This is a genomic window from Ruegeria sp. CI5, assembly GCF_056536885.1.
In genome coordinates, this window is record NZ_JBQFQN010000001.1 from 1,131,287 (window position 1) to 1,154,371 (window position 23,085).

The following is a 23,085-nucleotide window of genomic DNA, read 5'->3' on the forward strand; positions in this document are numbered from 1 at the left end:
GCGCCTTACAGAAAGTCGTCCCGCCTGGGCGTGAAACAGTCGATCAACTCTCCGGCCGCCAGGCAAACGCAGCCATGGCTTACGCCGGACGGAATGATCAGGCTGTCACCGGGCCCCAGCTCTCGCTCCTGATCTCCGATGACGAAATTGAACCGCCCGGACCGCACAAATGTCGACTGCACATGCGGGTGGTCGTGCAGTGCGCCTTCGGCACCTTTCTCAAAGCGGAAGGACACCATCATGAGGTCTTCGTGATCTGCCAAGATCTGGCGCATGACGCCCGGCGCGGGCGACACAATCGGATAGCTATTGGTCATGATGCAGTGTCCTCGGTCAGGTGGCGGCTTTCATTTCACTCGAAATACTCGGCATGTTTCGCGTGAACCTCTTCGATGGTCTTGTCGATACGGCCCAGATGAAGGCGAATGGTTTCGCTTGCCATCGCCTCGTCGCGGTCTGCAAGCGCCTTGGCCAGCGCCACATGATCCCGAACCAGAGTCTCGGCCTCGCTCTCGCGTCCAAGGCTCAGAACGCACAGGCGGTCGATCTTTCTTTTGCATTCCTGAATCGTGTCGAAGGCCAGCGGGTTGCCGCTCAGCTCGCAAATCAACCGGTGAAAATCGTAATCGAGTTGATGAAACTCTTCGGCCTCGTTCCTTGCAACCACGTCTTTCTGCCGCTTGAGATTGTCTTCCAGCAGCTTCGAGTATTCGGGCTTCCAAACCTGGCACGCAGCGCGCACCACCTCCAACTCGACGGCCAGGCGAACAAAGCGTGCATGACCGATCCGTTCCATTGAAAAGCTACGGACCCGCGTGGCTTTCTGAGGGCGGATCAGCAGCAGATCCTGCGCCTCGAGCCTGTTGAAAGCATCGCGGACGGGCTGCCTGGACACCTCAAACTTCTTTGCGACGTCTGCTTCGGACAGTTTCGTCCCCGGCAGAATTTCAAGCGAAACGATCGCCTCGTACAGGCTCTCATAAACGATGTCAGTGGTTGTGCGCCGCTCGATCTTGTCCGTAATACTTTGCATTTCTTGCCTTTTTTCTGCGCATGACCAACTCGGGTGGTTTTCCGTGGCTCGAGGCCCCTCCCTCGATACTCCTCAATGTAACTCCAGCCAATTATTTTGGCACGCGCCGTGCGATGCCCTTTGTGACCCTCAAACAAAGTTGTTGACAATACTAGTATCCTAGTCGACTAAAATACGCAACACTGCTTCATGCCCGTTCGAACTCAAATATCGGAACGGGCGCGCCGGCAGGCTGACCGGGGATCCAAAGGGACAAGAGAATGACCGAATTGAACGCCGAACAGATTGGCCTGAACCGGGACCTTGCAGGGAAGGTTGCGATCGTGACCGGCGGCGGACGGGACATCGGCCGTGCCTGCGTTCTGAAACTGGCCGAGGCCGGAGCATCGGTCGCAATCAACTATCACAGCTCATCCACGGGTGCAGAGTCTGCGGTCCAGGAGATTACGGCTGCCGGCGGTCAGGCGATTGCCGTACAGGGCGACATGACGTCAGGCGCGGATGTGGACAGGCTGGTCTCAGAAACGATTGCCGCCTTCGGGCCCCGGATCGACATTCTTGTCCATGTGACCGGAGGGTTGGTGGCCCGAAAGACCCTGTCTGAGATGGACATGGACCATTGGCGTTACGTTATGGACCTGAACACCACTTCTTTTGCCCGCGCCGTTCAGTCGGTGTTGCCGCACATGAAAAAAGGCGGCGCGATCGTCGGGTTCGCCAGTCAGGCGGGTCGTGACGGGGGTGGTCCCGGCGCGGTTGCCTATGCGGCCTCGAAGGGGGCGGTCATGACGATGACACGTGGGCTGGCCAAGGAACTGGGGCCCGAGATCCGGATCAATTCGGTTTGCCCGGGCATGATCGACACAGACTTCCACAATGTCTTCACCAAGACCGAAGTCCGCACCAACGTGGCCAGCGCCACACCGCTGAAACGCGAAGGCACGTCCGAGGATGTGGCAAACCTCGTCGCGTTTCTGGCCTCGGACGCCGCCGCTTTCATTACGGGCGCGAACATCGACATCAACGGAGGCCTGCTCTTTTCATAGCCGGCTCCGACCGATCACCAAAAACATCTGTCTGCTTCTAGGGAGGAAAGCATGAACACCAAACTTACAAAAACACTGATCGGCGCCGCAGCCATGGTCGTCATGACCGGCAGCGCATCTTTGGCCGAGGATTGGCGCGGGTGGAACATCCACGCAGACGGCTACCCGAATACTGTCGCGATGGACAAATTCGCCGAACTGGTCACCGAAAAGACCGGCGGTGAAATCAACCTGCAAATGTTCCACGGCGGCACATTGGGCAGCCAGCCCGATGCGGTCGAACAGGTCCGCGCTGGCGCCTTGGAGGTCGGAAATTTCAACCTGGGTCCGATTGGCCCGATTGTCGCCGAGGCAAATGTCGTTTCATTGCCCTTCATCTTCAAGGACGTCCCACACATGTTCCGCGTTCTGGACAGCGAGGGCGGTGCCGCGATCGCGGCCGGTATGGCAGCCAAGGGATTGACCCCGCTTGCCTGGTATGACGCCGGCGCCCGATCCTTCTACAACGGGACCAAGCCGATCAATACCCCGGCCGATGTCCAGGGCATGAAAGTGCGGGTCATGAACAACGATCTGTTCACCGGCATGATTGCCGAACTTGGCGGCAACCCCTCGCCCATGGCCTTCGCCGAGGTTTATCAGGCCCTGAAGACCGGGGTCGTCGATGGCGCCGAGAACAACTGGCCGTCCTACGAGTCGACCGGCCATTTCGAGGTTGCCGGCTATTACTCGCTGTCCCAGCACCTGATCATCCCTGAATGCGTGTGCGTCAACACCGACAAATTCAACGCCTTGTCGCCCGAACTGCAGGCCGCAGTCAGAGAGGCGGCGCAAGAGTCCGCCGAGTTGCAGCGGCAATTGTGGGCCGAGCGTGAAGCGGCCAGCCGCGCGGCGGTCGAGGCTGCGGGTGTGGTAGTGAACGAAGTGGCCGACAAAGCGCCGTTCCAGGCCGCGATGGCCCCGGTCTACGAGGCCTATTTCGCAACCAACCCTGACCTCCGCCCGTTGGTTGAAACCATCCAGGCGACCGAGTGATCGGACCGTATCGGATCTGATACCGTCCGGCCCTGCCAATGCGGGGCCGGACATCTGATCAAGAGTTTCAGGCTTATGAGCAATACATCTACGCCCCCGTCCTCAGTGCGCACTATGGTCAGGATCCTCGACCGCATCGCCGATGCATGCCGGATCGTGACCGGTGTCGCGCTGGTCGTGGTCACCGTCATATTCGGCTGGCTCGTCTTCGGCCGCTACGTCCTGAACGCAACGCCAACGTGGGTCGAGCAGGTCGCCCTGCTGCTGGTCATGACGATCGCGTTCATCGGCGCGGCGGTCGGTGTGCACGACAACACGCATTTGTCCGTGTCCCTCGTGCGCTCGGCCGTTCCGCGACGAGTCAGGACGGCTCTGGTCGTTTGCACGGATGTGATCATGGCCGGATTCGGCGCTCTGATGCTGGTGTTCGGGGCGCGGCTTACGATGTTCAAATGGGGGTCGCTCATCCCCCTGATCCAGGTTCCAGAAGGCTTGCGGTCATTGCCCCTGACCATTGGCGGGGGCCTTATCCTTGTGTTTTCCGTTGGTCACCTGATCCGCCTCTGCGTCGGTTTTGACGAGCGAAAAGACAGCATCGAATAGAGGCGGATCATGGGAATTCTTCTTTTGCTTGGCGTCTTCGCCCTGTGTGTACTGATCGGAACACCCGTGGCCTTCGCCTTGGGCATTGCCGCCATCTCGGCCTTCTGGTTCGAAGGTTTGCCGCTGATGATCGGGTTCCAGCGGATCATCTCGGGCATCAACGTTTTCTCGTTGATGGCAATCCCGTTTTTCATCTTCGCCGGTGAACTGATGTTCCACGGCGGGATCGCCATGCGTCTGGTGCGGTTCGCGTCAGCCGCGGTCGGCGCCGTTCGTGGGGGCTTGGGCATCGTGAATGTGTTTTCGTCGATGTTGTTTGGTGGAATTTCGGGATCGGCCATCGCCGATATATCTGCCCTCGGCTCCATTCTTGTTCCCGTGATGAAAGAGAAAGGCTACGACGCGGATTATGCGGTCAATGTGACGGTCACGTCGTCGATCGCAGGGATCATCATCCCTCCCAGCCACAACATGATCATCTTCGCCATTGCAGCGGGGGGCGGCATTTCGATCTCGAAACTTTTCCTCGCGGGTGTAGTTCCCGGCGTGCTGATGTGCCTCTGCCTAGCCGTCGCCGCGTATCTTGTTGCGGTGCGCCGAGGGTATCAGGCCGAAACCTTTCCGGGCTGGAAGGCCCTGGTCATCAGCTTTCTCAGCGCGATCCCCGGGCTGCTGACTGCCGTGATCATCGTCGGAGGTGTCCTGTCAGGCATCTTCACGGTCACCGAATCCGGGGCGTTCGGCGCAATCTATGCCTTTGTCGTCACGCTCGTGGTCTACCGGAGTATCACTTGGGACAAGTTCTGCATCGCGGTTGCGTCGGCCGTACGTACGACGGCCATGGTCATGATCCTGATCGCCTGCGCGGGTGCCTTTGCCTATATGCTGACCTTCTACAGAGTGCCGGACAAAACGGTGGATCTTCTGACAGGCCTGACGGAAAACCCGATCCTTATCCTGCTGATGATCAATGCGGTCTTGTTGCTTCTGGGCATGATCATGGACATGGCGGCCCTGATCCTGATCTGCACGCCGATCTTCCTGCCGGTTGCCAACAGCCTTGGCATTGATCCCCTGCAGTTCGGAATGATCTTGCTGGTGAATCTGGGCCTGGGACTGTGCACCCCTCCGGTTGGCTCCTGCCTGTTTGTCGGCTGCGCCGTTGGCAAACTGCCGATGGAAAAGGCGGTTCGGACGATATGGCCCTTTTACCTGGCAATTCTGGTCGCTCTGATGCTGATCACCTTTGTGCCCGCGATCTCGCTGACCCTGCCAGGGTTGCTTGGTTAGAAGCGGCGAGCAGGCAAAAGATCCGGACGCACCCTGGGTAAGGTTGCGCCCATTTCCAACTCTGGCGGCAACGGCAGAAACACCTGCGGTCGGTGCCGGAAGCCAAGCGTCAAAGGCTCCGCCACACGGTGATTACCCGCACAAACGCCGTTGGCTCCCTGCTTTAGGCTTCCCTGACCACATCATGCCCGGGCATCGCGCCAGGAACGGTATCGTTTCGTCCATCGCTTCGCCCGCATCTGATTTCGCATCAGCGCGAGAAATGCCGAGTGAGGTACTTTCGGTGGCTTGCCATTTGCCAGTCGTTCAAGCTGGAAATACGCCAGCACCATCGAGGCGAACCCCGCCAGCCTTTTGTTTTTCCAAGACACTTCCGGGATATTGACCGACTCTGATTTGCCATTCCGCCAGTTTTCGACAAGATCAGGTTCAAACGCCATCGCGCGAGCCACTCCCAGAACCGAGACGCCAATCCCGCCCCGGTTGTTGGCCAATGCATCCTCGGCAACAGCCCGAGAGCGAATGCCGCCGGTCACCATGATCGGCATTTTCGCGTCAGCAGCGATCTCCCGCGCGAAGTCTACAAAATAGGCTTCGCGCCGGGCCGTGCTGGAGCCATCCTCCTGCCTGCCCTGCATGGCCGGACTCTCATAGGAACCGCCGGACAATTCGACCAGATCAATAGCCATATCGCCAAGTTGGTTGACCACCCACTTGGCATCATCCTGCCCAAATCCACCTTTCTGAAAATCAGCCGAGTTCAGCTTCACCGAAACGGTAAAGCTCTTGGAGACGCTGGCCCGGATCGCGCGAACGACCTCAAAAAGGAAGCGCGCCCTATTCTCCAAAGAGCCGCCCCAATGGTCGGTACGGCGATTGGTCAAGGGCGATAGAAACTGGCTGATAAGATAACCGTGGGCGGCATGTATCTGAACGCCGTCAAATCCTGCTTCTCCGGCCAACGCGGCTGTTCGAGCAAAACGGGCAACCAGGTCTTGGATTTCGGCCTCGGTCAGGGCCCGCGGCGGGTTGAAATTTTTGGACATGCCGGGGATCTCGACCGGAACGTCGGACGCCGACACCGTTTCTTCTCCCAGGCTCGCCAGGACCTGACGACCGGGATGATTGATCTGCATCCAGATTGCTCCGCCGCGCGTCTGCCCTGCCTCGGCCCATTCCCGGAAAGGCGCAAGATCGGTTCCGTCTTCCAGCACCACGCTGGCGGGGCCCGACAGCGCATCAGCCGAGACCATTACATTTCCAGTGATCAACAGGCCCGCGCCGCCTGCGGCCCAGCGGCGGTAAAGCCGGTGAATTTTCTCGTCTGGCACCTGCCCAAAAGCCGCCAGACTTTCTTCCATTGCAGCTTTTGCCAGACGGTTTCTGAGAACCGCGCCATTTGGCAATGTGAGCGGTTCGAACAGCGGTGAAACAGTCATCTTGGGATCCTTTTCTTCTCGATCCCAGGTGATATAAACCTTCGACAATGGTTGAAGGTCAAGGGCATGAAGATCGGAAAATTGGCAGAAGCCACAGGCGTGTCAGCGTCAAGCATTCGGTTCTACGAAAAACACGGCCTGATCCCACCGCCCGAGCGTCTGGAGAACGGTTATCGCGACTATCCCGACGCAATGATTTCTCGTATCAAAACCATCGCAATGAGCAAGTCGCTTGGCTTTTCTCTGTCGGAAATCAAGCGCTTCCTTCCGGAAGACCCGGAAAACACCATCCCGCGGCCCGAAGTGATTGCGAACCTAAAAAGCAAGTTGGCCGATGTGGATCAAAAGATCAAAGACCTGCACGGGATTCGCCGCGACCTGGACGAGATGATCGCCTATCTGAGCGACCCTGAGTCAAATGCCTGCTGAGGGTCTGTCGGCCTGAAACCTGCGCCCTCCGGGAGCACAAGAATTCGCTCGTCAGGCTTCGTATGCCGGAAGCTTTGAAAGGGCGGCCTTCAGCGCATCGCCCCACCCTTCGGATATTGTCCGAAAGTACTGATCGTCAGGCTCGAACCTCGAACGCGTGCCGGCCGTAAGGCTGTCTTCCTCGTAGAGCAGCAGATCAAGCGGTGCACCGACGGACAAATTGGCCTTGATCGTTGAATCGAAACTGACCAGCAACAGCTTTACCGTTTCGGAAAAGCTCATGTCCGGATCAAACGCGCGTACCAGTATGGGGCGGCCGTATTTCGTCTCACCAATCTGAAAGAACGGGGTGTCCTCACCGGCCTCGATGAAATTGCCTTCGGGATAGATCAGAAACAGGCGCGACGGGCCGCCTTTGATCTGCCCCCCCAGGATCAGGGTTGCGTGAAAGGCGCTGTCGGCCTGTTGGCCCGCTCGGGAATGCCCCTCAATGACGTCGTTCAGCGTTGCCGCAACCAATTGGGCGACCTGAAACATCGTCGGCGCCTCAAGGATCGACGGCGACCGGTCTTCCGGGGCTTTTGTACGTTCTTCCAGCAGGCTTATGGTGGCTTGGGTGGTCGCCAAGTTGCCAGCCGTCAACAAGGTGATTGAACGGTCGCCTTCGACGGTCCAATTGAACATCTTGTTGAAGGTGGACACGTTGTCGACACCTGCATTCGTGCGCGTGTCCGACATGAAAACCAGTCCGCGGTTCAGCCGCATGCCCACAGCATAGGTCATCAGGTTCTCCGTTACTGCTGTGCGACCTGCAATTGAACCGTCAACTGCTCGCCCGCTGCCCCAATTCTGTTTCCTATTACCGGGGCCGCCTGGGCATAGTCCAGACCGGTTGCGACACGCACGTATCTGTCATCGGGTGAAATCCCGTTGGACACGTCGAATCCAACCCAGCCAAGCCCGTCCAAATGAACCTCGGCCCACGCGTGAGTGGCATCCTGCAATTCGGTTTCGTTCATCATCAGGTAACCCGAGACGTAGCGGGCCGGCACACCGATCTTCCGCGCACAGGTGATGAACACATGCGCATGGTCCTGGCACACGCCGCGCCCGGCCTCGAGAGCGTCTTCTGCGCTCCAGTCCGGGTGCGAGCCACCCACTTCGTAGGAGACCTGAGCCCGAACTCTTTCGGACAGGGCGTGCATCCGCTCAAGCGGCTCACCATCCGGCAAAGCGGCGATCACGTCTGCAACACCCTTGCCCGGCGTTGTCAAAGGCGTGCTCCGCTGAAAAAGCCACAACGGCGTCGAGCCCTCGTGACGTCCCAACACACCATGCGTATCTTCAACCTCGACAACACCTTCGGAGATCAATGAGATGCTTTGGGTATTCGCTTCGAAACTGATCAGTTCCACCGTGTTGCGATGGTAGTCCTCAAAGCTCAGCTCCTTGCGCCCCCCGGTCACTTCGGTGCTCCAAGAGAAGATATTCTGATTGCGGAAGGATTTGGGTGTTTTTCTCAGCTGCTGCAGGCCAAAGGGAACCGGCGCGTCGAAATCGTATCGTGTCTCGTGGCGAATATGCAGTTTCATTGGTCACTCATAGAACCGGTAGTCAACTTCAATCTGGCGGCTCAAGTCTCCGAGATCTTTCAAAAAGTCCTGAATGTACTCGTGCAGCCCAAGGTCAAAGATATCGGAAATCTGCCGGTCGAGGTACTTCTCGGACAGCGCATTGGCCGCCGTAACCGACGGCCCCGCAAAGCCATAGTCTTTGCTGAGATAAGAAAGGTTCTCTTGGATCTTCCTGCAGCAGAAATGCAGGCTGCGAGGCATCCGCTGATCGAGGATCAGAAACTGCGCAATTTCCGACGGCCGGGTATTCTGGCCGTGGGTCATGCGATAGCCACCACCCGCACCCACGGACCGCAGGATGCTTTCCCATTGGATGTTGTCCAGTGACGAGCCGACCGAAAAGGCCGTGGGCAGAAGGACATAGTACTTAACGTCCAGGATGCGCCCGGTATTGTCGGCCCGCTCGACAAAGGTGCCGATCCGGGTGAAGTCGAAAATATCGTTGCGCAGCATGGTCCCTAGCGTCGCACCACGAACCAGAGCCGCCTGTTGACGAATAAGCTCCAGCGTCCCCGGCAGGTCTCTTTCGTTCACGCGGCGCTTCATGGCTTGATCAATCTGCATCCACGTGGCGTTCACCGCACTCCAGACATCATGGGTCAATGCAGTTCGAACAACGCGCGCGTTATCTCGCGCCTGCTTGATGACCGACTTGATCGAGGATGGATTGTCGGCATCACGCAACATCCAATCCACGGCATTGTCTTTTGAAATCTCATCATATTTGGCGCTGTAACCGCCGAAAACGCCGGCGGTTTTCAGAACCGAGCCCCATTCCGCATCGGAGTTCTTGGTCCGGGTCAGCGCCATCCTCTGGCCTGTTTCAAGCAGTCTGGCCGTGTTTTCCGCCCTCTCAAGATACCGGGACATCCAGAACAACCCGCCAGCAGTTTTTCCCAGCATGGTCAGTCCTCCAGAACCCAGGTGTCTTTGGTCCCGCCGCCTTGGCTTGAATTCACGACCAGGGACCCTTTTTTCAGCGCAACGCGCGTCAGGCCGCCGGGGGTGATTTCGATCCCATCCGGGGACACCAGAACAAATGGCCGCAGATCGACATGCCTGGGGGCAAGTCCCGAACGGGCGAAGATCGGTACTGTCGAGAGAGACAACGTGGGCTGCGCGATATAGTTCGACGGCCGCGACTTGAGCTTGTCACGGAAGGCCGCAATCTCTTTCTTGCTGGCGGTCGGGCCGATCAGCATTCCATAGCCGCCCGAGCCGTGCACCTCTTTGACGACAAGATCCGACAGGTTGTCCAATACGTAGGACAGCGACTCGGGGTCGCTGCAGCGCCACGTAGGAACGTTTTTGAGCAGAGGCTTCTCGCCCGTGTAGAACTCAACGATTTCAGGCATGTAGGAATAGATTGCCTTGTCATCGGCAATGCCCGTGCCCGGCGCGTTGGCGATCGTGATGCCCCCGGCCCGATAGACGTCCAGAATGCCGGGTACGCCCAGCGCGCTGTCCGGGTTGAAATTCAGCGGGTCCAGGAAATCGTCGTCAACCCGGCGGTAAAGAACGTCGATTGGTTTGTAACCACGCGTGGTGCGCATGCAGACGCGCCCATCGATAACCCGCAGGTCGTGGCCCTCGACCAGTTCCACGGCCATCTGATCGGCCAGAAACGCATGTTCAAAATAGGCTGAATTATAGATCCCCGGTGTCAATACCGCGACGGTCGGCTCGCCATCCGCGCAGGCCGGCGCACTGGCCGCAAGCGAGCGTCTCAGATTGCGGGGATAATCGGATACATTGCGCACATTCGTGGCGCTGAAAAGCTCGGGGAACATCTTCAGCATGGTTTCCCGGTTTTCGAGCATGTAGCTGACCCCGGACGGCGTACGGGCGTTGTCTTCCAATACAAAGAACTCGTCTGGCCCGGTACGCACCAGATCGACGCCAACCACATGGGTGTAGACCTGCCCCGGCGGTGAGACACCCAGCATCTGCGGCAGGAAGGCTTCGTTGCTGGCAATCATCTCTGCCGGCACGCGACCGGCACGCACGATTTCCTGTCGGTGATAGATGTCGTGAAGAAACGCATTGATCGCCCGAACCCGCTGTTCGATGCCGCGTTCCAGACGCTGCCATTCGCGCCCTGAAATCACGCGCGGAACGATATCAAATGGGATCAAACGTTCTTCGGCTTCGGTCTTGCCGTAGACGTTGAAAGTAATCCCCGTCAGCCTGAATACTTCTTCGGCTTCGCGCTGTTTGGCCCTCAGCCGTGAGACATCTTCCGCATTGAACCAACGTCCAATCTCTTCGTAAGGACCTCTGAGAGATCCGTCGCCGTTGAACATCTCATCAAAATACTCGCTCATACGAGAAGTGTGACGATCAATTCAAACTTTGCAAGTTGTACGGGCTTTTCCAATTGGCGGCCTACCAAGAAATGCACAGTTTTCGAGCGAACAGCAGCCCGGCCGTCGATGACGAAACTTGTTTTGGGTGCAGCAAAAATCATCGCCGCCACTCTACCGGCTTCTGGCTTCAATGACGTGCAGCCACCAAAGCAATCCTCGAAAGCAATCAGGGGCTACGGCTCCGCCTGAGAACCGACTAGGTGCCCACCGCATCCAGCAGCGCGCCCCGGACTGCGTCTACCATTCTGGCACGGGGTGACATTGCCACACTCGCAAGACCGACGATGCGTCGGGGTCCGAACTGCTCCAGAGGAATTTTTCTGAGCCGCAAATGGTCATAAGACGCCAGACGATTGTCAGGTATGATCGAGACTCCGAGTTCAGCGGCGACCATGCTTGATATTGCCTCGAGGCCTTCAAGCTCCATGGCGTCTTTGACTTCTATGCCCATCCTTTGCAACCAGGTCTCGATCTGCCTCCCCACAACCGCGTCGCGAGTGAACCGAATAAACGGCAACGCGCCGAGCAGTTCTTCGGGAGAAAGGTCCGGAGTGTTTTCCGAGACGAGCAGGACCAGTTTCTCGGTCACGATTTCCGAGAACTCCAGCGACTTCGGCAGGATATCCGGGCGTGAGATGATTGCCGCGTGAACCTGTTTGCGGTCCAGCTGCAACAGCAGCTGATTGGTCAAGCCCGGAACAAGTCTGACACGCACATCAGGATGTTCTGACTTCAGCCTTGATAACGCAGCAGGCACCAAACCCGTCAAACTCGTTGGAACTGCACCCAAGATTATCTCGCCTGCAAGTTCCTTGTCTGATCTCACCTTGTCGGTCAGGCCGTCATAGGCGGCGACGACCGCCGCCGCTTCTTCAACAAGCATGAGCCCCGCACTGGTCAGTTTGGGTGTCTTCGCCGACCGGTCAAACAAGTCGAGCCCCCACATGGCTTCAAGATTCCGCATCTGATGGCTTACCGCCGACGGCGTCAGGTGCTCGGCCTCCGATGCGGCTCGAAAGCTTCCATGCCGATGTATCGCGATCAGTGTTCGCAGCGCTCGAATGCTCATCTCAAAGGCCTCGCCACCTTTGTCCGGGTCCACGAAAGGTGAGAGATTTTCACCGATTGATCAAATCATTTTCGTTTTTGTTTACATTTTTTGATCTGTACCCTGCACGAAACAGGCTCAATGAAACAGCGCCCCGAGGTCCCCATGGTTGCCCCAAAGTCCAACACCTACACGTCCATCGTTGCCAAGCCTTTCGCTCCGAACCTCGGGGCCGAGATCTATGGGGTCGATTTGAGCCAGCCTGTGCCCGACGACCAGTTTGCCGAAATCCGCGATGCCTTTCACACCTATCAGGTTCTGTTCTTCAAAGAGCAGAAAGAGATACCGCCTGCGCAGCACATCGAGTTTGGGAAACGCTTCGGGCCGCTCCACGCACACCCCGCAGCCCCAACGATGGAAGGATATCCTGAGATATTCGAGATCCATGCCACCAAAAATTCAAAGGTGGCCAACGGTGAGTTCTGGCACTCGGACGTGTCGTGTGATGAGACGCCGCCATTGGGAACAATGCTTCAGATCCACATTGCCCCTCCTTGCGGCGGGGACACCATGTTCAGCGATATGTATTCGGCTTACGATGATCTGTCCGAACCGATCAAAAGCATGCTCGGCGGCCTGTCCGCCCTCCACAGCTCCGAGCACATATACAAGGGCCGGTACAGCGACCGGGGCCAAAAGGACGCGGATATTGATTGCCCCGAAGCAATTCATCCGATCGTCAGAACTCACCCCGAGACAGGACGAAAATCGCTGTTCGTCAACCGAACGTTCACAACGAAGATTATCGGCTTGTCGGCCAAGGAAAGTGAGGCGATCCTCAACATGCTTTTCGAGCATGCCGAACAGATCAACTATCAAATCCGGTTCCGGTGGTCGCTCAACGATATGGCGTTTTGGGATAATCGTTGCTGTATGCATCGTGCCATCTGGGACTATTGGCCCGCGGAACGAAAGGGGCGGCGTGTAACCGTGAAAGGCGACCGACCCGTCTAGTTCTGACGGGACGGGATTTCTGGGTCGAAGAAACCATTTTGGGAGCGCGAAGTGCGAGCTGCAGTCGTCAGAGAGTTCAACGAGGACCTTTCGATTGAAACGGTCCCGGACCCAACCTGCCCCGACAACGGAGTGGTCTTGGAGGTCGCCGCCTGCGGCGTGTGCCGCTCGGACTACCACGGCTGGTCCGGTGCCCACCCGAAAGTTCAAAACGGCTCCATCCTGGGGCACGAATACTGTGGCACCGTGGTCGAGGCCGGGTCCAATGCGAAACACAAAGTGGGTGATCGCCTCATCGCCCCATTCATCCTAGGGTGCGGCAGTTGCCATGCCTGTCAAACCGGAGTGTCGAATACCTGCGCCAACCAGATCGTTCCCGGATTTGGCGCTCCGGGCGCCTATGCGGAATATGTTGCGGTGCCCTTTGACCATAACTTGGTTCACTTGCCAGACACACTCTCCCCTGCCCTCGCCGCCGGCCTGGGCTGCCGCGTCACCACCGCATGGCATGCTTTGACGGACCGAGCAGATGTTGCTGCGGGCGAATGGGTTGCCGTCCATGGAACCGGTGGAATTGGTCTGTCCGTTCTCTTGCTTGCGAAAATGCTGGGATGCCGGGTTGTCGTGGTGGATGTGGTCGATGAGAAACTCGAGCACGCAAAACTCCACGGCGCGGACGCGACGGTCAATGCATCCAAAGAGGATGCGGCGACCGCGATCCTGGATATCACCGGTGGAGGAGCGCAGGTTTCCATCGAAGCTCTGGGCATCGAAACAACGACGAACGCTTCGCTGGAGTGCCTCGCGATCTTGGGCCGTCATGTACAGATTGGGATGCCGTCGGGTGAAGGTTGGATGCGCATGAACATGCGCGCGATATATTCCAAACAGCTCTCGGTTTTTGGCACCCGGGGCATGCCGTCCTGGAAGTACCCGCGTCTGCTTGGACTGATCGAGCGGGGTAACGTTGACATACAGCCGATGGTGGCCCGAGAGGTCCGCCTTGAAGATGCCAGCGGTGAGCTTCGCGCGATGCGTGGCCCGACCTCGCCCGGCACCGCCGTAATCACAAGTTTTCGACCTTGATTGGGTGCCTGTGCCTTGCAGGATGCACGCGGACCCAAATAGTTAAAGTATTTAAAAATAATAATTTAAGGCGAGTAACGTCGTTTGCCCGGGCTGTCGCCACACACACGCCAAAACACTGTTCCCGAAAAATATTGTGAAGCCATTTCAACAAGAAAAGCCCGCCCAAACAGTTTTGGTCGGTCCAGGCGGGCTTGCCTATCAGAGAATGAAATCACCTTCGTCTAGGCTGCTTGCGCGGACGCCGAACAACGAGATTTCCGTGTCTCCCAAATCGATCTTGGTCTTGAAGAAACGGCCGCTGATCGCATCCTCGACTTCCTCGTAATCTGTGAAGCCATATGCGCTGAGGTCGATCTTGTCGCGACCTGCGCGAAAGCCGAACACAGTGTCATGACCGCCGCCTTGTTCGAAGACGAAGCTGTCGGAGCCCGAGCCGCCGATGAGTTTGTCGTTTCCGCCACCGCCAGAAATTTCGTCATTTCCACGGCCGCCGAAGATGATGTCGTTTCCACCCTCGCCGTTCAGGGTGTCGTCACCCTTACCGCCGAAAACTTTGTCCCGACCGTCACCGGCGAGAACCAGATCGTCACCACTTCCTGCGAAAACGATATCGTTGCCGCCTTTGGCATCGATCAGGTCATTGTCCCGACCTGTGCGGATAACTTCGCGACCGTCGTCTCCGATGACGAAATCGACTGCCCCTGAACCGTCAGATTGCAGCAGATCGGCGGGCAGCAGAACGCCGTTCAATACATGGATCACACCGTTCGACGCCTGAATGTCGGTCGCGATGAGGCTTGGATCCTTAACTTCCGGATCGGCATCGACCAGGGTAAGGGTCTCGGCATCCACACCAATCGTTCCGCCCTGGAGCGTTTCGATTTCCTCAGACGCAAGAACTTGGCTGGCCTGCAGGCTTTCACCCGAGACATGGTATGTCAGCACCGTCGTCAACAGTTCGATGGGATCGTTTCCGCCGTTGAGCAAACGCAGTGCGTCAACAAGGTATGCAAACGCTCCGCCCTCATCGCTGCCTTCGTATCCCAGCGAGTTCGAGAGCGCGATAAACGCGTCATCGGTCGGCGCAAAGGCGGTCAGGTCGGCATTCGGGTCATTAAGGGCGCCCGCCAGATCAGCCGCGATCAGGGCTTCTCGAAGAATGTCGAAATCACCCCCGTTTTCGTCAAAGCCGGATGCACCGCTTACCGCAAGAACGGTTTCGGTGATCGTCGGGGCGTCATTGCCTGGCAGATCGATCGGCAGCAGAACGCGATCAATCACGTGGACCACGCCATTGTCCGCCAAAATGTCTGTCTGCACCAGCGACGGGTTGATGAGGTCCGGCTCCAAATCGCCAAGTGTCGGCAGCTCGGACGCATCGATCACTCCGCCCTGAAGTGAGGTCACCGAACCCGCCGACGCAATCTCGGACGACCCTTGGGTGCCAGCTGCAACATGATAGGTGACGATCGTCTCAAGCAGCGTTGCCGTTTCGACCGGATCTTCATTCAAAGAGGTCAGAAATGCGGTTACAGCTACGGTGTCAGTAACGTCGCCCGCAAAACCCAGATCAGCTGCGAGCTGCCCGAATGCCGCGTTTGTCGGGGCAAAAACCGTGTAGGTCGCAGTAGGGTCACCAGCCGTTCCACTGAGGACACCGAGGTAGTCAGTCCCCTTCTGGTCATCAATAAAACCTATTGCTGCGACAAGAATGCTAAAGCTTGGATTTCCTGCGGCAATTCCTGCAATTGTCGTCATAATTTCCTCCACCTGAGTTTTTCAAGCCAACGATTGGCTTATCGCTGGTACGGAGCGCACGGGCCGTTCGGATCAAATATTTCTGAATCACGATATGTGCCCGGCGATACCGTGTAGCTCGTTCCCGCGCCCGCTAAGACCGAAACCAAAAAACAAATCCAACCGGATCAGATCAGCGTATCGATCATCAGTTGAGAGCAAAGGTGACGGCCAATGGGAAAACCCAAATTCGTAGTTGAAACGGGGCGTCAGGAACTTCGCGAAGTCCGTCGGGAAAGCTGGCGGCTGTACGTTTTTGTCGGTGTTCTCAGCTGCTTTACCAACCTTCTGATGCTCACCGGGCCATTGTACATGCTGCAAGTATACGACCGGGTTTTGGGCAGCCGATCGGTGGAAACGCTGGTCGCTCTCTCGGTGCTTGTTGCGTTCTTGTACGGCATTCTAGGCCTGCTTGAATATGCTCGGGGAAGAATTTTCGGACGCGTCGCGGCACGTTTTCAGGCACGGCTTGACCGTCGGGTATTCGAGGCGGTGCAGCGCAAAGCCTCGGTCGCTCCGGACGATCAAACGGAATCCGGCCTGCGCGATCTCGAGGCTGTTCAGAGGCTTTTGTCTTCTCCGGTTCCAATGGCCTTTTTCGACGTGTTTTGGACACCCGTTTTCCTTTTGGGCATCTGGATATTCCACCCTTGGCTTGGTGCTGTCGCTGCGCTGGGTGGCTTGGTCATCTTGGCACTGACCGGCTTGAACCGAGTTTTTTCGGCACGCCCCATGTCGAATGCCAGCCGCGCTGTCGCCTCGTCCGAAGCAATGTCCAACCAGCTGCGGAACGAAGCCGAAATCGTTGAGGCGATGGGTATGCGCGATGCGACCTTCACGCGGTGGAAGGCCTTGCGCGACCGAGCGCTGAAGGAGCAGATCCGCTCAGCTGACGTAAGCGGCAGCTTTGCCAACATAACAAAGACTTTCCGGTTGTTTTTGCAGTCGGCCATTCTTGGTGTTGGTGCATTTCTTGTGCTTCAGGGGGAACTGACAGCAGGCGCAATGATTGCCAGCTCAATATTGCTGGGCCGGGCGCTGGCACCGATGGAGCAGCTTGTGGCGCAATGGCAGTTGGTTCAGACCGCAAAAAGGGGCTGGGACAGTCTGGCCGAACTGCTCGGTACCGTGCCGCCCGAACGTGTGAATACGCGACTGCCGAAACCCAAAGCCAAGTTGGTTGTTCAAAACCTGACCGTCTTTCCGCCGAACTCACGGCAAGCCGCTCTGAAATCCGTTTCGTTCAACGTGAACCCTGGCGAAGCGGTCGGCTTGATTGGGTCGTCCGGCGCGGGGAAGTCCACACTCGCCAGATCCTTGACTGGCGTATGGCGTCCGCACAGCGGCACGATCCGGCTGGATGGCGCCGCGCTGGATCAATACGGCTCGACCGAACTTGGCAGCCTCATCGGCTATCTTCCGCAGCGGTTTCAGCTGTTTGACGGCACGATTGCCGAAAACATTGCCCGAATGGCGCCCGAGCCGGACGATGCCGCCGTCGTGGCAGCCGCAAAGAAAGCAGATGCGCATGAGATGATACTGCGGCTCGCTGATGGCTATGACACCAACGTGTCGGCGAACGGAGGGCAGCTGTCCGGTGGTCAGATGCAACGTATCGGCCTTGCCCGCGCCATGTACGGCGACCCCGTTCTGCTCGTGCTGGACGAACCCAATTCAAACCTCGACGTCGAAGGCAGTGCCGCGGTCAATCGCGCAATTGAAGAGTTCAAGGCAAACGGAAAATCCGTGTTGATCGTGGCCCACCGGCCGGCCGCAATTCAGGAATGCGACAAGCTGATAATGCTGGAAAACGGAACCGTCCGGGACTTCGGCGCCAAAAAAGACGTGCTTCGGAAACTCGTTATCAACCACGAACAAATCGCAAAAACCGCAAGACAGGGAGGCCTGAAATGAAACCGGAGCGGTCCGACGTAAACTCGTCTGTTTCCTGGTCAGCGCGCGGACCAGTGCTCGTGGGTCTCGTGGGCCTGATGCTGTTGCTTGGGGGCTTTGGCTATTGGTCCTTCACGACCAATATTGCCGGGGCAATCGTTGCCAGCGGTCGAATTGAAGTCGATCAAAATCAACAGGTTGTGGAACACCCTGATGGCGGCGTGGTCGCCGAGATACTAGTCGACGAAGGGTCCTTGGTCGAGGCCGGTGATGTTCTGATCAAGCTGGCGTCCAATGACCTTGCCACCAAATTGGCGATCGCCGAAAAAGAGCTTTACGAACTCATGGCCCGCCGTGGTCGTCTTGAGGCGGAAAGAGACGGAACCGAAGAAATTCGCTTTGACCCCATACTTCAGCAAGCCGCATCTTTGGACATCGACATCGCGGACTTGGTCTATGGGCAGGAACGATTGTTTGTGGCGCGCAAGCAATCCATCGCGCAGGAGATCGATCAGCAAGTCAAAAGGGTTGGTCAGATCGACAGCCAGATTGTCGGGATTGATGCTCAAAAACTGGCGCTTGCCACCCAGCTGGACCTGATCCGAAAGGAACTGACGGATCAGGAGTCTTTGTTTGAACGCGGTTTGGCCCCCGCATCCCGCGTTCTGTCATTGCAACGGGAAGAAGCACGCTTGAGCGGCACGATGGGTGATCTGACTGCCCGTATCGCGGAATCCGAGGGGCGAAAGACCGAAATCGAGATTCAAATCCTCAAGTTGCAAAGCAAACGCCGCGAAGATGCCATTACCCGCCTCAGGGACCTGCGGTATCGGGAACTGGAATTACGCGAGGAAACGACGAATATCGCAGAGCGTATCGCCAACCTTGAAATCACGGCGCCGGTCTCTGGGGTCGTACATGGATTGAACATCTTCAGCCTTGGCGCGGTTGTGAAACCGGCTGAACCGGTATTGTACCTCGTTCCGCAGGATCGTCCGCTGATCATAAGTGCCCGCGTCGACCCCATTCACGTTGACCAGATGTTCGTCGGACAAGATGTCGTTTTGCGCTTTTCGGCCATGGATCAGCGCAAGACGCCCGAATTGACAGGACGGGTCACCCTGGTTTCTGCGGATGCGTTCGAGGAAGCTTCGACAAACCAGACCTACTACACGGCCGAGATCGCACTGAATGCCGGAGAGCAGAAAAAACTGCCCGCGGAAACACCTCTGGTCCCTGGAATGCCGGTCGAAACCTTCATACGGACGCAGGACAGAACACCGATTGCCTACCTTATCAAACCGTTCAGCGACTACTTTGCGAAAGCATTTCGTGAGACTTGAGTGTGGGCCCCGTGTCGCCGTCAAATCAAGCCACGAGCGGTTCACATAGGTCTTTCTGGCCCTGCGCGGGAAACCCGTGCGCTCCGGCTGGCTCCAACGAACCTTGTGCACCTCTCGCTTAAACAAACCAAAGGCTGACTTTGCGTTGCGGAAGGGCGCCCAAACGCCGTTCAGTTGACGGTGCAACATCGTTGGTCAACGATTGGCTAGACGCTTCAGGTCAGCATTCGACCGCACAGGCGCGGCCTTGACACAGGAAACTCGGCGGCCATCGGTTGAAGTCCGCTCAACTTCTGAATCGCAACCAACTGGATCGTTTGACCGTCTGGCCACGCATTGCGGCAACCACGCTGTCCGCAGACTTTCAGACGGCATCAACGCTACAGATCGAACGATCTAATACCCGGATCGATGAGCGACGAGACCGGACTCACTCAGTCGGCATTTGCGCCGTTGGTGTCGACATGGAAATCGCTCGTTCCTCATCCGTCATATCTTCGGCAATCCCGTCAAAGAGCGGTGTCGAAAGATACCGCTCGCCTGTGTCGGGCAGCATCACCAGCATCACCGATCCGTCCGGGGCGCTTTTGGCCACTTCCATTGCGATGGCAAATGTGGATCCCCCTGAGATTCCGGTGAAGATCCCCTCCTCTGCTGCCAGACGCCTGGACCAGTTGATACCGTCCGCTCCGGCGACGGGAAGCAGTTCATCATAATAAGCATTGTCCAGGGCTTCCTGAAGCACATACGGGATGAAGTCGGGCGTCCAACCCTGAATGGGATGCGGCTCGAAAGCCGGATGGCTCTCAGTAGGCTGATGGGCCTCATTGCGGGTGTTCACGTAGCCAGACCCGACAATCGCAGCGTTTGCAGGCTCGGTCAGGATGATCTTGGTGTCAGGGCGATCGCGCTTGAGCACGCGCGACACGCCCGAAACGGTACCGCCTGTTCCATAACCGGTGATCCAGTAGTCAAGCCGCTCTCCTTCGAAATCACTGAGTATTTCCCTCGCTGTCGTGGCCTCGTGGATGTCGGCGTTGGCGCTTGTCTCGAATTGGCTGGCGAGAAACCAGCCATTTGCCTCGGCCAACTCCTTGGCCTTGGAGTACATCCCAAAACCCTTGAGCGCACGAGGCGTCAGCACAACCTTGGCCCCAAGAAACCGCATCAACCGGCGGCGTTCCACCGAGAAGCTGTCAGCCATAGTGACCACAAGCGGATAACCCTTTGCGGCACATACCATCGCAAGACCTATCCCGGTATTTCCCGAGGTAGCCTCGACGACCGTTTGCCCGGGTTTCAGCCGACCTTCCCTTTCGCCCGCTTCGATGATGTTCAGCGCAAGGCGGTCCTTGACCGAACCCGCGGGGTTGAAGGCTTCAAACTTGACGTAGACCGTCACGTTGGCCGGCGCGATTTTGTTGATGCGAATGCACGGCGTGTTGCCGACCGTGTCCAGGACGCTGTCATATAAACGGCCGCGCCCGGATGTGGTTCGAATTTCCATGTGCCCCTCCTGCTTATCCACTTTTCTTCAAATGCGAAGAAGACTGCCACAAGCGCGATGCAATTGATAGAACGTCAACAGCACAGTAGAGGAACGGACCTTCTCCCACGCTACTAAAGCTGAGAGCCGATTGGCAAAATACTGAAAAATCCAGCTACGATATGATCCCAAGCCGAACCCGTTGGCTCTGAGTCATATTCAAGGATTTCTCCGTTCTCGCCCCGGGTTCTCCATTTGAGTTGGCCAGCACTCTCCAGCGTCACATGATATGTATATGCTGGAAGCGCATCGTCCAAAGCACCCATGGTTTGTGCGGTCAACGCCGGAGAGTCGATGAGAATGCCCATTTCTGTGTTTTTGTTGACTGAACGAGGGTCCCAATTGAACGAACCGACAAACAGATATCTGTCATCGACAGCGAACGCTTTGGAATGAAGACCCGACCGAGATTGAGCCCAGTTTATTCCACGACGTTGGACCTGATAAGCGTCAGGCCGCAGTTCATAAAGCTCGACCCCACCACGCAGCAACGCCCGGCGTTTCTTGGCGTAGTGCGCATAGACTGGTGCTACGTCGTTTGAAGCAAGCGAGTTGGTTACGACTTTGACTTCGACACCTCGGTTTTCCAGTTCGGTCATCCACTTCACGCCGTTGTTGCGTGGCACGAAGTAGGCCGAAACGATATTGACCTCCCTGTCAGCACCTTCGAAATACGGCAGCAGTTGCGACGCAAGAATTGGATCTGAGTTATCAAGCCCTGCGGCTTTGGAAGGCGGATCGGCGTAGAGTTTTGCGGGCACCCAATCCAAGGAAAGCGTGCCGTCTGCAAAATTCTCTCTTGCGGATTTTCTGAGAGCTTCGCCGTACTGGGTGTGCTTTGCCGCCTCCACGAGCTCATTCAGTCTGCTTCGCGCTTGGCCAAGCGAAAAATCTTCAGGTTGCCCGACGACCACGCGGGCCGGAACCGCGAACTCACTGTTCCAGTATTCGTCAAAGCTTTGCGAAACTTCATTTACGACAGGACCGGCTGCCAGAACATCCAGATCCGCATAGTTCATTTCCTCCCGCGCGAGGAAGTACTCGGCGCCGATATTCCGGCCACCGACAATTGTGAACACATTGTCTGCGGTCATCGACTTGTTGTGCATTCTGCGATTGATCCGCTTGAAATCCGTGAGCCCGGCAACGATCAGGCTTTGATTGCGCCAGAAAGGATTGAACAGACGGATTTCAATATTCTCGTGGTAGTCCAAAGCGGCTGTCATCGCGTCGTATCCGGATGTGTCCATGTCATCCAACAGCAAGCGAACGCGCACGCCTCGATCCGCCGCCTGCAAAAGGCTGGCCGCAAAGAGGTGACCTGTCGGGTCATTATGCAAAAGGTAGTATTGAGCGTCGATCGATTGTTCAGCCGCTGCAGCGAGTAGAAGCCGTGACACCAAGGCTTGTTCACCGTCGCTGATCAATTTGACACCGGACCGGCCGTCTTTGGGGTCCCCAAGCCGTGTCGCCGCCTGCCCAAGTGTGCTGTTTGTCCTTGCCGAAAATGAAACCGAATTGGTTTTCTCATATGTACGAACTTTTGGGGCACAAGCGACAAGAGCGAATGTGCAGAACGCACAAAACATGATTGTCCAAGGCTTCATCGATTTCCTCCGCTCGTCACACATAGGTGACTACGCCAAGAGGCAAGAATGCAAGTATGTTCCGGGAAAGGTGGGGAGGTTTCCTGAAGTAGTGTCGTTCCAGAGGAATTGCGGCTCAAAGCCAGCCAGCCGGTCACGACTGAAAATTTTTTCGGCTGACGAAGCGCCCTGTCCACAATCGAAAGACAATCTGTTCGTCGCTGAATCGTTTCCTCGGCATCGCCAGACTCCCTTGTTGCCAGAAATGTACCCAAAATCTCGTACTCGGTTCGGACCAGTTTCAGGGGTCAAGACCACCCTCTCGGCGCGCCCCGAAAAAAGGTGCACGATTCCAAGGGTGCTTTTCATCAACGGGATCGCAGTGTCGCGAAAAAAGCGGCAAAACTCGTCTTCTTTACCTGACCGCGTCGTCACCTAAAAAATTCGCATGATCATACATCCGTCCTCCCAAAGGTGCGGTTTCTGAATGTATGTGTGCCTCGCACGATCCAGCTTAGCGTACTCGATACCGAGTGTCAGTTTATGGCTCGGAGCAGTCGCTTATAGTCCAATTCAACAGGCGCATTGCGGACGAAGCCGCCTAATATTCAGCTTGTTGGGGTGTGTGATAACGGCCCAAGGAGGACCTTGGGGAAATTTTGACCCGGTGCCGTCAACTGCTGTTTCTAGCACAAAAGGCTGCTACGCGGGTAAAGCTCACACACTCTTCTTCGTGTTGAACGGTTGCTACAGAGAAGTGACGAAGTGCGCCAAATCACCGGTCAACTGTTGTGTTCTGCCCGCGGTCTTCCTATGTGCACTTAATCGGAAATGGAGATTTTATGTCCCGGTAAGGAAGGGAGGCAGCGCGCCTCCCGGAGCATATTCAAAATC

At 57.1% G+C, this 23,085-nt stretch carries 20 protein-coding genes; 9 read left to right on the forward strand and 11 right to left on the reverse strand.

Translation table 11 applies throughout. The features are described 5' to 3' along the window. Positions 1–5 precede the first annotated feature (5 nt). Both ACR0BA_RS05630 and ACR0BA_RS05635 read right to left on the reverse strand, forming a co-directional pair. Complete coding sequence (locus tag ACR0BA_RS05630) at positions 6–317, reverse strand: cupin domain-containing protein (protein ID WP_260065552.1); 312 nt, start codon at positions 315–317, stop codon at positions 6–8. A 35-nt stretch (positions 318–352) separates the two neighbouring features. Next, on the reverse strand, positions 353–1,033 hold the full coding sequence (locus ACR0BA_RS05635; RefSeq protein ID WP_480726858.1) for a GntR family transcriptional regulator: 681 nt from the start codon (positions 1,031–1,033) through the stop codon (positions 353–355). Between the two features lie 260 nt (positions 1,034–1,293). Here ACR0BA_RS05635 and ACR0BA_RS05640 point away from each other — a divergent pair, with 260 nt between their 5' ends. From ACR0BA_RS05640 to ACR0BA_RS05655, 4 genes are all read left to right on the forward strand, one after another. Further along, positions 1,294–2,079, forward strand: a complete 786-nt coding sequence (locus tag ACR0BA_RS05640; protein ID WP_170366853.1) for an SDR family NAD(P)-dependent oxidoreductase — start codon at positions 1,294–1,296, stop codon at positions 2,077–2,079. Positions 2,080–2,130: 51 nt separating this feature from the next. Further along, a complete protein-coding gene (locus ACR0BA_RS05645) occupies positions 2,131–3,114 on the forward strand; it encodes a TRAP transporter substrate-binding protein (protein ID WP_093961689.1) in 984 nt (327 codons plus the stop codon). 114 nt (positions 3,115–3,228) lie between these two features. Continuing rightward, positions 3,229–3,717 carry a TRAP transporter small permease gene (locus tag ACR0BA_RS05650; RefSeq protein WP_254429308.1) on the forward strand — a complete coding sequence of 163 codons (489 nt, stop codon included), beginning with the start codon at positions 3,229–3,231 and terminating at the stop codon, positions 3,715–3,717. 9 nt (positions 3,718–3,726) lie between these two features. Next, the gene (locus tag ACR0BA_RS05655) at positions 3,727–5,007 is read left to right on the forward strand and encodes a TRAP transporter large permease (protein WP_170339264.1); all 1,281 of its coding nucleotides are present in this window, start codon (positions 3,727–3,729) and stop codon (positions 5,005–5,007) included. Between the two features lie 182 nt (positions 5,008–5,189). On the opposite strand, the gene ACR0BA_RS05660 is transcribed toward ACR0BA_RS05655, so the two are convergent. Beyond that, positions 5,190–6,446 (reverse strand): NADH:flavin oxidoreductase/NADH oxidase family protein, encoded by a 1,257-nt coding sequence (locus ACR0BA_RS05660; protein WP_480726860.1) that lies wholly within the window; start codon positions 6,444–6,446, stop codon positions 5,190–5,192. Between the two features lie 66 nt (positions 6,447–6,512). On the opposite strand from ACR0BA_RS05660, the gene ACR0BA_RS05665 reads away from it, so the two are divergent. Further along, a complete protein-coding gene (locus ACR0BA_RS05665) occupies positions 6,513–6,875 on the forward strand; it encodes a MerR family transcriptional regulator (protein WP_480726862.1) in 363 nt (120 codons plus the stop codon). A 51-nt stretch (positions 6,876–6,926) separates the two neighbouring features. On the opposite strand, the gene ACR0BA_RS05670 is transcribed toward ACR0BA_RS05665, so the two are convergent. From ACR0BA_RS05670 to ACR0BA_RS05690, 5 genes are all read right to left on the reverse strand, one after another. Then, positions 6,927–7,658: a proteasome-type protease gene (locus ACR0BA_RS05670; protein ID WP_170366850.1), complete on the reverse strand. Its 732-nt coding sequence runs from the start codon at positions 7,656–7,658 to the stop codon at positions 6,927–6,929. A gap of 11 nt (positions 7,659–7,669) precedes the next feature. After that, on the reverse strand, positions 7,670–8,467 hold the full coding sequence (locus ACR0BA_RS05675; protein ID WP_480726863.1) for a transglutaminase family protein: 798 nt from the start codon (positions 8,465–8,467) through the stop codon (positions 7,670–7,672). Positions 8,468–8,470: 3 nt separating this feature from the next. Continuing rightward, positions 8,471–9,412, reverse strand: coding sequence for an alpha-E domain-containing protein (locus tag ACR0BA_RS05680; protein ID WP_170366848.1), 942 nt, complete (start codon positions 9,410–9,412; stop codon positions 8,471–8,473). Between the two features lie 2 nt (positions 9,413–9,414). Next, entirely contained in the window at positions 9,415–10,833 is a 1,419-nt protein-coding gene (locus ACR0BA_RS05685; protein WP_480726864.1) for a circularly permuted type 2 ATP-grasp protein, read from the reverse strand. A 238-nt stretch (positions 10,834–11,071) separates the two neighbouring features. Continuing rightward, entirely contained in the window at positions 11,072–11,944 is an 873-nt protein-coding gene (locus tag ACR0BA_RS05690; protein ID WP_480726866.1) for a LysR family transcriptional regulator, read from the reverse strand. Between the two features lie 120 nt (positions 11,945–12,064). Between ACR0BA_RS05690 and ACR0BA_RS05695 the strand changes: the two genes are divergently transcribed. Then, positions 12,065–12,937 carry a TauD/TfdA dioxygenase family protein gene (locus ACR0BA_RS05695; RefSeq protein WP_480726867.1) on the forward strand — a complete coding sequence of 291 codons (873 nt, stop codon included), beginning with the start codon at positions 12,065–12,067 and terminating at the stop codon, positions 12,935–12,937. Between the two features lie 51 nt (positions 12,938–12,988). Then, the gene (locus ACR0BA_RS05700) at positions 12,989–14,023 is read left to right on the forward strand and encodes a zinc-binding dehydrogenase (protein WP_170368238.1); all 1,035 of its coding nucleotides are present in this window, start codon (positions 12,989–12,991) and stop codon (positions 14,021–14,023) included. Positions 14,024–14,224: 201 nt separating this feature from the next. Here the strand turns inward: ACR0BA_RS05700 and ACR0BA_RS05705 are convergent, their stop codons facing one another. After that, entirely contained in the window at positions 14,225–15,784 is a 1,560-nt protein-coding gene (locus ACR0BA_RS05705; protein WP_480726868.1) for a fasciclin domain-containing protein, read from the reverse strand. Between the two features lie 213 nt (positions 15,785–15,997). Here ACR0BA_RS05705 and ACR0BA_RS05710 point away from each other — a divergent pair, with 213 nt between their 5' ends. Then, positions 15,998–17,737, forward strand: a complete 1,740-nt coding sequence (locus tag ACR0BA_RS05710) for a type I secretion system permease/ATPase (protein WP_480726870.1) — start codon at positions 15,998–16,000, stop codon at positions 17,735–17,737. Further along, positions 17,734–19,059: an HlyD family type I secretion periplasmic adaptor subunit gene (locus tag ACR0BA_RS05715; RefSeq protein ID WP_480727465.1), complete on the forward strand. Its 1,326-nt coding sequence runs from the start codon at positions 17,734–17,736 to the stop codon at positions 19,057–19,059. Before ACR0BA_RS05710 ends, ACR0BA_RS05715 begins: the two co-directional genes overlap by 4 nt. 430 nt (positions 19,060–19,489) lie before the next feature. Here ACR0BA_RS05715 and ACR0BA_RS05720 read toward each other — a convergent pair whose 3' ends face one another. Then, positions 19,490–20,566, reverse strand: a complete 1,077-nt coding sequence (locus tag ACR0BA_RS05720) for a PLP-dependent cysteine synthase family protein (protein WP_480726871.1) — start codon at positions 20,564–20,566, stop codon at positions 19,490–19,492. Positions 20,567–20,679: 113 nt separating this feature from the next. Beyond that, on the reverse strand, positions 20,680–22,212 hold the full coding sequence (locus ACR0BA_RS05725; RefSeq protein ID WP_480726873.1) for a phospholipase D family protein: 1,533 nt from the start codon (positions 22,210–22,212) through the stop codon (positions 20,680–20,682). Positions 22,213–23,085: the final 873 nt, after the last annotated feature.